The sequence below is a fragment of the Dokdonia donghaensis DSW-1 genome (assembly GCF_001653755.1).
Taxonomy (GTDB): Bacteria; Bacteroidota; Bacteroidia; order Flavobacteriales; family Flavobacteriaceae; genus Dokdonia; species Dokdonia donghaensis.
Map to the genome: position 1 here is coordinate 2,422,820 of NZ_CP015125.1, position 14,249 is coordinate 2,437,068.

At 33.8% G+C, this 14,249-nt stretch carries 9 protein-coding genes; 6 read left to right on the forward strand and 3 right to left on the reverse strand.

The window, feature by feature from the left end; genetic code table 11:
- Positions 1–113: 113 nt before the first annotated feature.
- Positions 114–362, forward strand: coding sequence for a cold-shock protein (locus I597_RS10645; RefSeq protein ID WP_021779133.1), 249 nt, complete (start codon positions 114–116; stop codon positions 360–362).
- A gap of 162 nt (positions 363–524) precedes the next feature.
- Here I597_RS10645 and I597_RS10650 read toward each other — a convergent pair whose 3' ends face one another.
- A complete protein-coding gene (locus I597_RS10650; protein WP_021779126.1) occupies positions 525–1,085 on the reverse strand; it encodes a DUF4494 domain-containing protein in 561 nt (186 codons plus the stop codon).
- Positions 1,086–1,454: 369 nt separating this feature from the next.
- Between I597_RS10650 and I597_RS10655 the strand changes: the two genes are divergently transcribed.
- The 3 genes from I597_RS10655 (at position 1,455) to I597_RS10665 (ending at position 8,995) form a co-directional block, all read left to right on the forward strand.
- Positions 1,455–3,602: a response regulator gene (locus I597_RS10655; protein WP_035324765.1), complete on the forward strand. Its 2,148-nt coding sequence runs from the start codon at positions 1,455–1,457 to the stop codon at positions 3,600–3,602.
- Between the two features lie 6 nt (positions 3,603–3,608).
- A complete protein-coding gene (locus tag I597_RS10660) occupies positions 3,609–4,085 on the forward strand; it encodes a cupin domain-containing protein (protein WP_035324764.1) in 477 nt (158 codons plus the stop codon).
- A 620-nt stretch (positions 4,086–4,705) separates the two neighbouring features.
- On the forward strand, positions 4,706–8,995 hold the full coding sequence (locus I597_RS10665; protein WP_035324763.1) for an NACHT domain-containing protein: 4,290 nt from the start codon (positions 4,706–4,708) through the stop codon (positions 8,993–8,995).
- An 845-nt stretch (positions 8,996–9,840) separates the two neighbouring features.
- Here the strand turns inward: I597_RS10665 and I597_RS10670 are convergent.
- Entirely contained in the window at positions 9,841–10,560 is a 720-nt protein-coding gene (locus I597_RS10670) for a hypothetical protein (protein ID WP_035324762.1), read from the reverse strand.
- A gap of 299 nt (positions 10,561–10,859) precedes the next feature.
- Between I597_RS10670 and I597_RS10675 the strand changes: the two genes are divergently transcribed.
- Together I597_RS10675 and I597_RS10680 are read left to right on the forward strand one after the other, a co-directional pair.
- Positions 10,860–11,360: a pyridoxamine 5'-phosphate oxidase family protein gene (locus I597_RS10675; RefSeq protein ID WP_035324761.1), complete on the forward strand. Its 501-nt coding sequence runs from the start codon at positions 10,860–10,862 to the stop codon at positions 11,358–11,360.
- A 130-nt stretch (positions 11,361–11,490) separates the two neighbouring features.
- Positions 11,491–12,711 (forward strand): multidrug effflux MFS transporter, encoded by a 1,221-nt coding sequence (locus I597_RS10680; protein WP_035324760.1) that lies wholly within the window; start codon positions 11,491–11,493, stop codon positions 12,709–12,711.
- A 37-nt stretch (positions 12,712–12,748) separates the two neighbouring features.
- On the opposite strand, the gene I597_RS10685 is transcribed toward I597_RS10680, so the two are convergent.
- On the reverse strand, positions 12,749–14,146 hold the full coding sequence (locus I597_RS10685; RefSeq protein WP_035324759.1) for an NAD-dependent succinate-semialdehyde dehydrogenase: 1,398 nt from the start codon (positions 14,144–14,146) through the stop codon (positions 12,749–12,751).
- Between the last annotated feature and the right edge of the window lie 103 nt (positions 14,147–14,249).

Consider the following 14,249-nt stretch of genomic DNA (forward strand, 5'->3'; position numbering starts at 1 on the left):
AGAGATTTGTATTTACGATATTTGCCACGTAAAAAATTAAAAATAGTGATGAGGAAGAAGAGATTACAATCACTAGGACTTAATTAAAACAACCAAAATAAAATTAAGATATAATGATTAAAGCATTTTTTAATAGACTATTTGGGTCTACTAAAGCATCGATACGAAAAGAAGGAAAGGTAAAGTTCTTCAATACAAAAAAAGGATTTGGATTTATTGCCATAGACAATTCTGACGAGGAGGTTTTTGTACATACTACAAACGTAACTGGAAGATTGAGAGAGAATGACAAAGTTACATTTGAAGTAGAAGACGGAGAAAAAGGACCTAGCGCTGTAAATGTAAAGCGAGTAAAAAAGTAATATTTGTTTTACAAGATCTCTATTATTAACTCCATAAGCACATTCGTGTTTATGGAGTTTTTTTTTACGCTTTCGCGAAAGCGTACTGATACTTTTTAATAGTAAATAGAAAAAGGCAGTCTACTTGATGTAAACTGCCTTCATAAAAGTTATAGACATCTGTTATTCTTCTTCGCCAGTAAGAGAGTCTGCCATTGCCAGCTCTTCATTCTCACTGTTATCTACAGGCACAGAATCTTTTACCCTTGTAAACTCTTCCAGACGCTCTAGATCTCCCTCTTCACCAGAAAAGTATGGAAACACATCTTCTATAGGCGACTCAGCAATGGCTGGTATGGTGTATTCACCCATAGTATCCTTCATAGTAGAAACGGTGTTATCAAAAGCTTCTTTAACGTCATTTGCCTGCACGAGTAGGTATAGACTCGTTTTGCGCTCCTTACCGCTTTCCTCATCATAAGCTATGAGAGATACGCGTGATTTAAACCATCTATCGGTATTTTCAAAAGGGTGAATCTCTGCATAGTTTGCCACTTTGATGTTTGTAATTTTAATTTCTTCACTATCTGGAAGGTAAGCAGCCATCTCTTGTGTAATCCTACTTTCTGCCTCTGTATATGAAATTGCATCGACTAGAAAAGGTGCTGTTTTAACCTTTTGCGTTCCAGATGCTTCATCTAGTTTTCTATATTTTACTTTACACTCGTACCACGTTGCGCTCATACTATTTTGTTTTAAGGTTGCCAAAAATAGGGTAAAGCAAAGGGGCAAAATATCATAAGATGCAATAGATATTCACAATTTGAATATGTGATTTCTAGAGTGTTTATAGTGAATACTTTAAAGGTTTTGTGTAGTAAAAGAATACGGTTAAAGATGCTATGGATATTATAACAGGATGTAGTGAGAATAAATAAGAACCTAGTACTGCTGATATAGCACCCTGAAAAAACCCTAATACTGATTACAATATACTGTAAATTAGAGCATCATATTTATAACTAATGTTATACTCTTAGTCATAATTATGCGCTTTTCACCCATTTTTAAAATATTCTTGTCTATCTTTTAACACCCCAAAAAGTAATTCTTTTGAAAAACAAGCTCCTCATTATCATAATAGTATGTTGTTACGGTGGGCTCGTGTATTGCCAGACCGGTAATAGTAAAGTAGTAGATAGTGTAACTGTTCTCCTGTCCTTATCTAAAGATGAAAACATAAGTGGTAATTACAAAGAGGGTCTACAATATGCAACGTCTGCAGTGCAATATGCACATCAGAATAAGGATAAATCACTACAGGCAAAGGCCTACGTAAGTCTAGCTAATACCTATCAAGCTATAAAAGATTATGCTGATGCAAAAAAATACTACAACCTAGCATTAGATAAAAATACAGATGATTACTTTGTAAACGTAGCTTCACTTAATGGTCTCGGTAATATATATTCTATGGATATTGCCACTGCAGATACTGCTGCTGCTTTCTTTGAAAGATCAATAGATTATACATTAGAAGCAGGTAACACTGAGCATTCTTTTTACACCTACTATAATATAGCTGGTATGTATCTTAATTTTATAGATCCAGATAAGGCTTACCCCTACATTTTAGAAGCTAATAAGTTGTTACCTACAATTCAAGAAGAAGATCCTATCTATGAACTCTTACAACAGTTAAACTTTGCTATCTATTACAACCAAAAAGAGAACCATAGACTCGCGCTAACATATATTGATAAAGCCCTAGAAATAGGAGAGGAGCATACCCTCACCAGAGAACTTATAGATATTTATGATTTTAAAAGTGAGATACATCAAGAGTTAGGGGAATATGATTTAGCCTTAGACAATTTAAGACAGCATTTTTATTATAAAGATTTAGACTTTAATGAAGTCAAAAACCTTCAAATAGAGCAGGTTGAAGCAGATTTTAAAGTAAAAGAGTTTCAACAAAAAGCAGAAGCCTCAAGACTTAAAACCAATCTAATCACCATAATTGGTGTTGGTACACTTTTATTTATAATAATTTGTTTTCTAATATTCTACAACTACAAAAGACGCTTGTCTTTTTTAAAACTTGAGAAAAAAAATGAAGCTTTAGTACAAGCAAAAAATGAAGCAGAAAAGGCAAATAAAATAAAATCTGAACTTCTTGTAAACATAAGTCACGATTTAAGAACGCCTTTATATGGAGTATTAGGTATCACAGAGATGTTAATAGAGAATTCTTCGGCAATAGATAGCCAAAAAGAGCTGTTAAACTCACTAAAATTTTCTGGAGATCACTTAAAATCTGTTGTCGATAATATTTTAAAAATAGAAGAGGTAGAAACTAATAAAACTTCATTACAACTATCAAGGGTTAATCTATATACGCTATTAGATAATGTGGTGGGTTCATTAGATTATTTGGCAAATCAACAAGAGACAGTTTTACAGCTCAATATTTCGCAAAATGTATCTTCATACTATCTACTTGATAAATCTAGTTTATCAGAAGTTCTCGAAAAACTGATTGATAATGCCATAAAATATACTAAACAAGGAGTTGTATCTGTTTCTGTTGAACTTTTAGAGAAAAAACAAAGTAAGGAGTATATAAAGTTTCAAGTTTCAGATACGGGAAAAGGAATATCCAAAGAAGAGCTTTCTGTTATTTTTGAGAATTTTAAACAAGGTACTATAGAGCAAAATGTTTCTTATGGCATAGGCTTAGGATTACCTATAGTCAAGTACTTAATTCAAATAATGGGAAGTGAATTAATGGTAGAAAGTACGGTGGGACAAGGGTCACAATTTTCCTTTACCTTAGAATGCGAAAATTTGTCAAATAATTTAATCATCGATCCTGTATCACAAACTAAAAACTTACATATTTTAGTAGTCGAAGACAACAAAATCAACCAGCTTGTTACACAAAAACTAATAACCTCATTAGGTCACAGCTGTACCATTGCAGCAAATGGAGAAGAGGCTATAGATGAATACAACAAAACTCATTTTGATTTAATACTTATGGATCTCAATATGCCCGTGATGAATGGATTTGAAGCCTCAGAAGTAATTTCCAGAGAAAACAAAAATGTCCCCATTATTGCATTAACAGCATTAGAAATTAGTGAGGTTAAAGAACGATGTGACAGTGTGGGTTTATGTACCATTATAAATAAGCCTGTAGATAAAAATACTATTGAAAAAATTATTAATAAAACAGTTCTTCATAAAAAACTAAAATAAAAATCAATGAAAAATTTCTTTGTCGGGTTACTAATTTTAGCTTGCTATAATGCAATAGCCCAAGATGATTATTATAATATAGTCTCGTATACTGATGAAGGCGCAAAAGCACCAAATACGCATTACATAGGAGAGGCCTGGCTTAGTAGATTACTACAAGAAGATAATGAATTGCCATATAATGTAGTAAAAGCAACTTTTAAAGCAAACTCAACACTAGACTGGCATAAGCATAGTACACTACAAGTGTTAATTGTAGTAGACGGCATAGGTTATTATCAAGAAAAAGGCAAGGCACCTTATAAAATGAAAAGCGGTGATATTATAACGTGCTCAAAAGATACAGAACATTGGCACGCATCATCAAAAGAAAGTGATGTAACTTACTTAGCCCTGTACAGTGGTCAAACACCTACAGAATGGACAGAAGTTCTCACTCAAGAATACTATGATAGCGTCGCTGTTAAACTTAGTAAGGAGTAATAATTATTTGACATAATATAAAAGACTCAGAAAAATATTAAAGTAAAGAGTGCTAAAATGTAAGTTTGAATAGATTTACACAGGCTTTTGCAGTTAATTATTAGACGGCAAACTATTTCATAAATCGCTTATAAAACTTTTTATGTACAATTGTACAGTATAAGCGAGTATTTGAAATTATAAAGAAAGAAAGAATTAATTTATTGATTCTTTTAAGAGTTGATTTGCAATACGTAAAGAAACAAAGGTTATACATAGGTTCCTAAGGCATTATATCTGTAACTATGTCAAATAGCGCTGAAAAGCGCGCTATCCACTCATTCTTTTAATATATCAATTTGTACTATAATGTTCTGCTTTATGTCACTTTGCTTTGAGACAAAGCACGCGATACTGGCGTATCTCCTTTTAAAAAGTTTTCTTCACTAAGGTTTATTTAAAAATGTGAATGGAACACTTTTTACAGCGTTGGCAGTGGGATGGAGGGAAAGTGTGTGAAGTGGAATTCCGAGGCTAATTAATATTGTAAGATTTAGAATTTTAAAAAGGGTTTGTTTGTATCATTGAGTAATTTGATAAGCCATAATAATTACTATAATTTTATATGCTAAAATCAGGGTATGAGTAGTTTAATTAATTGGGAGAATCTTAAACCATATAGAAGTGATCAGAAAAAGAGTTTTGAAGAACTTTGCTATCAAATCACATATGAGGAATATAAAGATGAAGGACTTTTATCATCTATTGATGACAGTGGTGGAGGTGATGGTGTTGAGTTTTATATTGAGTTTCCAAACGGGGATATTTGGGGTTGGCAATGCAAATTTTTTGGAAGATTCGACGAAGGTGGGGCTAAAGAACAGATAAAAAAGTCTCTTAAAAAAGCACACGAAGTTCACGGGAGTAATCTAAAAAAATGGACATTATGTTCCAAACTTTCGCTTACTCCAAATGAAAAGGATTGGTTTTACAATAAACTAGAAGAAACAATTATAAATAGAGAACAAATACTACCCAATGACCACTCTGTTTTATTGGATCACTGGGGTGAAAGTGAAATATTAAATTTTCTTAGGAAATATTCGGATATACATAGATATTTTTTTACCGATAAAGTACTTGATTTGGCTTGGTTTAAGAAGAAATTCGAACTCATTTTAAAATCTAGTGTAATAAAGGCGAAATATCTCAATGGCTTACATATAGAAGGACAAGCCGATTCATCTATAGCACAAATTATGTGCGATGAGCGATTAATCAAACAAATTGAAGAACACGCTGAAGAACTAGATATTGAAGAATTTGCTGTTGAGTTTACTGCAAAAATAAAAGCAATTGAAAACAATGAGAATGCGTTTGGTTTTGGTAATGATTATGAAAATGTAAAAAATTATGTTTTGTCAAGTGGTATTCCAGAGATCATAGATCGAGGTAATCAGCTCATAAATAAATCAATCGAACTAATTGAAAAGGAAGAATTCGTAGAACTCGATTCATTGATAGGCAATATCAAGACCTATGTAGAAGAATTAAATGAATTATACAGTGACTATTCTAAATATAAACTTGTTGAGAACATACCTGACATACATTGGAACACAGAAGAAGCTGAAAAAAATGAGAAAGTTAAAAACGAGATAAAAAAATGTCGAGAAACGGTTCTTGGCCCATATTTTACGCTTAGAAATTATATTGATTCCTATCAAGGCATTTTCTACTACTTTGAGTTTATAAAATTAAATGAACTCCACATAACCGGGAAAGCTTCTAAAGGGAAAACTCACCTTGCCGTAAATATTGTTGAGTATCAAGTTAAAAAAAATAAACCTGCAGTATTTCTTTTCGGCAAAGATTTCAAAAGTGATATGTCCTTTCGTGAGCAACTTAGAGCTTTATTGGACATACCTAGTAATTGGAGTATTAGTGATTTGCTTGGTGCACTAAATATCTCAGGACGGATAAATAAAACAAAAGCAATTCTATTGATTGATGGACTTAACGAGGCTTATCATTGGAAAAAAATTTGGTCAAATGATTTAGAAACATTTATAAATGAAATAAATAAAAATTATCCACATATATTATTTATTACTACTTATCGCAGCTCATATGAAAGAGCTATTTTTCCTGAAAATTATTTCAAATACGGTGAAGGAAACAATAAAAAAAGAGCACGTGTAGATGGTTTTGAACATTTCAATCTAGATGAAGCAATAGATAAATACTTCAATTATTATCAGATAACCCTAGAAAATAGATCTAGGGCATTAAATTCTTTTAAAGAACCACTTTATCTAAAAATATTTTGCGAAGCGAAACAAGGTCAAAAGGTTTCTTTTCAAAATGAAGACTTATTTGATGTTTTTGATCAGTTCATAGAAAAATCTAATAATAGTTTATTAGTGAAACTTGAGAGAGAGCAAAGGTTTAATAAGACATTTTTGTTTGACAAACTAAATATAATTGCAGATAAATTATGGCATTATGGAGCAAGGGATATTAACTTAACCGAGATTGTGCCTTCAATTCTTTCAGAGGATGAATTAATCGCATTAGAAAATGAAGATTTATTAATATTTAGAGATTTCGGTGAATCTGAAGTTGTAACATTTACTTATGATCTTTTAAGCGGTTATTTTATTGCTAAATCAATTCTAAATGAATTTACAAGCTTAGATGATTGCAATAGCTTTCTTTCAAGCTCAAAATTCTCAAAGGAATTATTGGAGCAAGATACACTACATCCACTTTATAGTGACATATTAAGATGTTTCTGTGTTTTAGCTATTAAAAAATTTGGATTAAATTTTTACAAGCATTCATTTAATAATAGATTCAAAATAAATATTGCAAAAGCTCTTTTTGAAGTGAATACAAAAATAGTAGATGACATCAAAGAAGATGCAATAAGAGTTATCTCAGAACTATTTATCAAAAACAAGAATTTACTATTTAATTTATTTCCCAACACTGAATTTGATACTAATCATCCGTTAAATATTAATCTATTGTCAGATTTACTATTAGAACTATCAATAGCTGAAAGAGACTTAAGTTGGACTGAATTTATTAGAAAAGAATATCTTGGATTAAGGGGATACGGTTTTAAAAAATTCATTCAAGATTTTGAGAAGATAATTATCAAAGAAGAAAGCCACTCTGAGCGTCTGCATTTAGCCTCAAAAAAAATTATGTGGTTTCTCACATCGACTAATAGAGATATGCGTGATTTTTCTACTAAAGCACTCTACTACTATGGGAAAAACTATCTAAATAGATTTTTTGAGCTCGTTGTATTTTCATTAAAAATAAATGACCCTTATGTTTCAGAAAGAATGTTAGCAAGCCTTTATGGGGTTGTTATTGCCATTTTCGAATGTGGATTTATATCTGAAGATGATCAAGAAAATTTGAAGAATATCGGTTTAAAGATATATGAGTTAATTTTTAAAATGGGAGCAGAGCATAGTACTACGCACATTTTAACTAGGGACTATGCGAGACGAATAATTGACATTGCTTATAAACATTGTCCTGATTTACTTGCAAAAGATCAATATGAACTTTCTCAACCTCCCTATTCAATTGGTGGAATTAGAGATTGGGGGGAATATGAATATGGCGAAAGAGATTATCATTACGAATCCCCTTTAAGGATGGATTTTAGCAATTATACCTTGGGAATAATTGTACCGAACGGACATTCATACTCAAACCCTCCTGAAAAACAAAAAGTAAGAAGGCAATTATATTGGAGAATCTATAAGTTAGGTTGGAATTTTGAGGATTTTGGGGAGATAGAAAAAAGACTTGGCGATGATAATTATCGATATCAAAGAGATGAACAACCTACAATAGATCGTTACGGAAAAAAATATTCTTGGATAGCTTATTTCGAGATATACGGTTTTAGAGAAGACAATGATTTAGTTAAAGAGCAATACCCCAATTTTAGGCCCTCTGGAGCCGACATTGATCCCACATTTCCTGTGCTTGCAGAAAATAAATTATACTTCAAAGAAGACTTATTGGGAGATAGGAATCTACCATTAATTGATTGGTACAAGAAAAAAGAAATACCGTTGATGTCAGATTACCTTAATGTGAAAAATTTGGATGAAGACAATTCAGATTGGATTTGCGTAGGGGGAATGGTTTCGCAGATTGAAGAAGAATCAAATAGAAAAAACTTTGTTGTATTACAAGCTTATATAGTAGTAAATGAAGACTATGAGGACTTTTTATTTTTTCTTAAAGACAAGGACGCAGTTTATGGTAACTCAAATCAATTATCTGAAAATTATTACACTTATGCAGGAGAGATGAATACATTGATGGACTCTACATATGACAATTACCGTGATATATATTTTGAGATAAAAAGAAGAAAGAGGAAAGTAAAAAAAGGAGAAGAAGGCTATTATCCAAAGGTTGTATTTAATAAAGGAAGTATTTCTATGGAGTCTCCTGATGAAATAGAAATTGAAGAAAGAATTAATAAAGAGTTTAAAGTCCTTAGCCCTGTATCAGGATATAATTGGGAGTCATATCATAGTAAAACAAATCAAGCTGGACATCAAAGCGTACTCTCCAAAGAATTGTCATTTCGCTTAAATTTATTCCCAAAACCGCAGACATTTGATTTATTTGATGATAAGGGAAAGCTTGCATACAAGAAATATCATTTTCACGAAAATTACAATTCACACCAAAATTTTGAATATTTGAGAAAAGATTTATTACAAAAATACTTGGAAGACACAAATCAAAATATTGTTTGGAAAATCTGGGGTGAAAAACAGACTTATTTTGAAAATCATAATGAGTCAATGAATTTTTACAAAAAACACGGAATAGATGGATATCACGAATTCAAATCAATATTTTCAAGAGAACAAGTTTTAGGATGATTTATTTATGATCAAGTTTGACATTGCGAATAAAAATTAATTTTTGGTTGATATTTTTTTCGGCCTCAGAAAACTTTGGTCAAAACAATAGGGGAGTTGAGCGTTAAGCGCTTTAGAGAGGTAGACCAAAATAATCTAGGTCATCCCCAATATTTAAAGTTAATTCAAAACTATCTTTAGACTAACAAAGTTTTTCTAAAGTGTAGCGAGCGACCCGTACATTGTTTCCAAAGTTTTGTGCAGCCTTGATTTTTTTGTTTCGTTTTTCATCAAGGAAAAATGAAAAGAGCTTAAATTAATAGAACTACGTTAATTCTATTTTACATAATATTAAAGCCTTCAACGAAAAAGTATTAAACAAATAGCCTAATCGAGTAAGTGTAAAGAAATTTAAGTTGGCTGTAGCGTTGGATTAAATTTTTTACTCTTACGGCAAGATTGCCCATAATTCTCTTAAAAAACTTTTCCAGCACAATTGTCCAGAATACGCGAGTATTTGAAGTCAGTACAAATTATGCTTTGTATGCGGCTGCAAGCGTTGGCATATTGTGTGTAAACTAAAATGCCAAAAGCATTTTCTTTTACAAAGCAATCTCAGCGCAACGGCAAGTCGGCAATTTTACATAACGGCTAATTATAGGACAATTCTAACGAGGTGTTCAAGTCAGACCAAAACCAAGAATGTTTAATGACCCCCAGATATGGTTTAATGAAGCTAACTAAATACTATGGGGATATTTTACATAATATAATTATAGCTTACAAAGGCACTATTATCAATGAAACCGCAATAATGATATAATTGTACTATAATTTATATTATGTCAAATAGAATGTTTAGAAACCTATAACAAGGCCTCTAACACCTCACGCTCCTTTTTAATTTTTTTTCCTAAAGTATAAAGCTCTGCATAGTATGCTATAACAATAGTAAACTCAAAGTATGCCACACGGTTTCTATAATCGGGACTATTTTGAAAATAGTCTAAACAACCTCCTTCACAGCTGCCTCTAGATAAGTATCCGGCAAACCAGTCAAAATTATTTTTCCAATGATTAATATTCTCTGTGAGTTGATCATACACTACTTGATCATAAAGCTCCTGTTGCTGTAAAGCATCATTATAAAGAAGTTCTATCTTATGTAATTGTTTTTCAATATTTCCCTTAACTAAGGGATTCTGTCTTATAAGATTAGGAACACGCACAGATGTATTGGGCACTGGCGATCCTAATAAAACCTGAAAACAACTCTTACAGTTCCCATCTATAGACTTATTTAGTGGAGTTTTATATAAAACCGTATCAATCATTTTTTCAAGTAAATCCAGTTCTTTTAGAGTCTTCTCTATGTTTTTCTCATCATCTTTCATTTGAGATTGGACTAACTCTGCAATGCGATACATTTCCTTGCGCTTGTCACCTTCCTCAGACGCTTGATTAATACCCAGTGCAATAAGTATCCCAAAAACGACCAATATGATCTCTCCTACAGCATATATAAGATACTTTTTAAGACCGCTGCCTGCTATTACATTCTTTCTAAAACGATTTAATAATTTCATAAACACCCTATTAGCTAGCTGAAAATACAAATAAATTACGTTTTAGAGATTAATTTATAACGAGTTAGCACCCTTTTCGGTATTATAACTAACTGTATAAGCGTGGTATCTATAAGTTTACTTTTTGGAGTGTCTCCCCTATGCACTTTTTGGTTTTGAGTACGCTTTCGCGAAAGCGTAACCTCACTTATAACAAATGCTCCACACAGTGCTAAAAGCTCGTTAAACCTTTGTAAACTGGCGTTAAAGACCTAGCGATTGCTTCACACGAGCGCTAACTTTATGAAAAAAGAAACATTATGAGCACAAAGAACCTATCTAATCAAGAAGCATACGATAAACTGAAAGAACTAGCCGAAAGCATAGACTATGCAATGTTTGAGACTAACCTAGGTGCAAGACCGTCACACGTTATCCCTATGAGTACAAAGCAGTGTGATCAAGAAGGAAGTCTCTGGTTTTTAAGCAATAAAGACAGTGATCACAATAGCTTTATTCATAAAGACAAAGATGTACAACTACTCTACTCTAAGCCTACAGCGATGGAGTATATGAGTATTTACGGTCAAGCTTTTATCTACAACGATCTGGAGACCATAAAAAAGCTGTACACAACAAGCGATGATGCCTGGTTTAACGGACCTACAGATCCTAATATTACAGCTATCAAGGTTGTACCGCAAGAAGCACATTATTGGGACACTAAAGATGGTATGATTACTACTTTATTTAAAATGGGACTGGGAGCCTTAACTGGTAACAAGCAAGATCTAGGAGAGTCTGGAGATCTAGATTTATAGAACTACTACCCTAATGGGATTTACAAAGCCAGCTGTTGCTGGCTTTTTTATGCGTTAAGGTCACACATTTTTAATATTCCTTTAAGGAAATAGCAACAGCTAGCATATAAATAGGGCGTACTTTTGCCTGATGCAAAAATCCCGTAGTTCGCAAATAGAATTTATCGCCCTTATGGCAGCACTTATGTCTGTCACGGCACTCGCTATAGATGCATTACTTCCTGCTCTTGATATCATAGGAGAAGCCATACAAACTAAGACACCGGCAGATAACCAACTGCTCATCACAATGATCTTTTTAGGCTTAGGTATTGGACCGCTTATATTTGGACCGCTAGCAGATGCGCGTGGTCGTAAATCATCTGTATACATAGGTTTTTTTATTTTTATAATCGCTTCATTTATATGTGTTTACACGCGTAGTTTTGAAGTAATGATTTTAGGTAGGATTTTACAAGGAATTGGGCTTTCTGCACCACGTACTATTTGTATTGCCATTATAAGAGACCTTTATGAAGGGGATTATATGGCGCGTATAATGTCTTTTGTAACGGTAGTTTTTTTACTAATACCCATCGTTGCTCCAGCAATGGGAAAAGTAGTTTTAGACACCTGGAACTGGCAAGGTATTTTTATAGTACAGGTTATCATAAGTGTGCTCGTTATGTTCTGGTTTTGGAAACGCCAGCACGAGACGCTCACACCAGATAAGCGCATACCATACTCTGTAAAACGAATTTTAAGTGGCTTTTATGAAACCATCAAGTACAAGCGCACCATTGCATTTACTATTATACAGGGATTCATCGTTGGCTCTTTTCTAGTATACCTAAGCGCCAGCCAGCAGATATTTGAAAATCAATATGGGCTCGAAGATGAGTTCCCATACATATTTGCAGGTCTAGCAGCCTCTATAGGTGCTGCCATACTTCTTAATGCCACGCTGGTAGTACGCCTAGGGATGGAAAAACTAGTTACCTATGCCCTTGCAGGCTTTTTTTGTGTGTCATTACTTTATGTGATACTCTTTTATGATGTGCTACACCCTTCCATTTATATACTTGTTGCTTTCTTTGCCTTACAGTTCTTTTGTATAGGTTTTATGTTTGGAAACTTACGTGCGCTTGCAATGGAGCCTGTAGGTCATATTGCTGGTATAGGAGCGGCTATCACGGGGCTCATCTCCACACTTATGGCTGTACCTATAAGTACCTTTATAGGCCGCTTTGTAGAGAACACTACCCTACCGCTTTTTATAGGTTTTTCTAGTTGTGCAGCAATATCGTTAGGCATATTATTCTGGATAAAGAAAAAGACCCCAAAGAAAATTTCCTTGAAGCCCTCATCATAATATGGATCTTTAATTCGCTTTCGCGAAAGCGTATTTCTTACGACTCCTCTACTAGCATTACAGATTTTGCATTTACAAACTCTTTAAGTCCAAAACCTCCGTGCTCTCTACCATACCCAGAGTCTTTTACGCCTCCAAAAGGCATCATAGGCTGTGCAAGTCCGTATGAGTTTACAAATACCATCCCGGTATCAAAGTGCTTTTGAGCAAGTTCTATAGCAGCTTTTTCGTCTTTTGAGAAGATTCCTCCTCCTAGTCCAAAACGGCTATCATTTGCAATGCGCATCGCGTCTTCATTATCTTTTGCTCGTATAAGTGATGCTACAGGGCCAAAAAGCTCATCATCATAAGCGGGTTGCCCTGGCTCTACATTACTTAATACGGTAGATGGGTAATAAAACCCTGTGTTATCTGGCACCTCTCCTCCTACTTCTATCACGGCACCTTTTTCTACACTTTCCTTTACTTGGTCTGCAAGTAAATCTCTTAAATCTTTACGTGCAATAGGCCCCAGCTGTGTTTCTTCATTGTTAGGATCTCCCATCACGGCATCTTTCATACCTTGTACAAATCCTTCCTTAAACGCATCATACACTTTATCTACCACCACAAAACGTTTGGCAGCGATACAAGTTTCTCCATTATTAATAAGGCGTCCTTGCACACAGGCCTTTACAGCCATTTCAATATCTGCATCATCTAGAACTAGATATGCGTCGTTACTACCTAGCTCAAGAACTGTTTTCTTGATGGCAGCACCAGCTTTTTCGGCTACTTTACGACCACCGGCAGAGCTTCCTGTAAATGTTACACCGCGTACTTTGTCATTCTTAATCACATCATTAGACTGGCTGTGATCTATGACTAGTACTTTAAAAAGTCCTTCTGGCACTCCTGCTTTACGTAGTACTTCTTCTACCAGCAGGGCGCTACCAGTCACATTTTGCGCGTGTTTTAGTAACACTCCGTTACCCGCCATTAAATTTGCTATCACAACACGTAGCGGTTGGTATGTTGGAAAATTCCACGGTTGTATGCTGTATATTACACCTTCTGGTGAGTAGGTAATGATTCCTTTACCTCCATTTGGTAACTCACGCTCTATAGGCTCTAATTCTTTTCCCGCATTTGCTGCAGTATACTCTGTAATGGCAATACATAAATCTATCTCAGACCCGCCTTGCGTCACCACTTTTCCCATCTCGTCTGTCATTAACTGTACGAGTTGTTCTTTATGATTTTTAAGCTCCTTGCCTATGTTTTTTATAATAGTAGCACGCTCGCCTAGTGATTTATCTTTCCACTTTAGAAAAGCTTCGTGACAATTGTCTATTGCATCATTTACTTCACTTTCTGTAAAGTACGTGTAGGTTGCAATCTCTTTTTCAGTATGCGGATTAATGGTTCTAAAACCTCCTTTTATCTCTCTTTCCATAATATCTTGTTTGGTTTTTTTATAAAATTACAAGGATTGTGTGCTGAGCATAGTGGCTTTAATAGTTTTTGTGAAGTGTATTGAGAGAAGTTTAACAATGGAG

What these genes read in the sequence shown, in the direction of transcription:
- I597_RS10680 (WP_035324760.1), top strand. Translation starts at nt 11,491, where the DNA reads ATGCAAAAATCCCGTAGTTCGCAAATAGAATTTATCGCCCTTATGGCA.
- I597_RS10665 (WP_035324763.1), top strand. Translation starts at nt 4,706, where the DNA reads ATGAGTAGTTTAATTAATTGGGAGAATCTTAAACCATATAGAAGTGAT.
- I597_RS10670 (WP_035324762.1), bottom strand. Translation starts at nt 10,560, where the DNA reads ATGAAATTATTAAATCGTTTTAGAAAGAATGTAATAGCAGGCAGCGGT.
- I597_RS10660 (WP_035324764.1), top strand. Translation starts at nt 3,609, where the DNA reads ATGAAAAATTTCTTTGTCGGGTTACTAATTTTAGCTTGCTATAATGCA.
- I597_RS10645 (WP_021779133.1), top strand. Translation starts at nt 114, where the DNA reads ATGATTAAAGCATTTTTTAATAGACTATTTGGGTCTACTAAAGCATCG.
- I597_RS10675 (WP_035324761.1), top strand. Translation starts at nt 10,860, where the DNA reads ATGAGCACAAAGAACCTATCTAATCAAGAAGCATACGATAAACTGAAA.
- I597_RS10685 (WP_035324759.1), bottom strand. Translation starts at nt 14,146, where the DNA reads ATGGAAAGAGAGATAAAAGGAGGTTTTAGAACCATTAATCCGCATACT.
- I597_RS10650 (WP_021779126.1), bottom strand. Translation starts at nt 1,085, where the DNA reads ATGAGCGCAACGTGGTACGAGTGTAAAGTAAAATATAGAAAACTAGAT.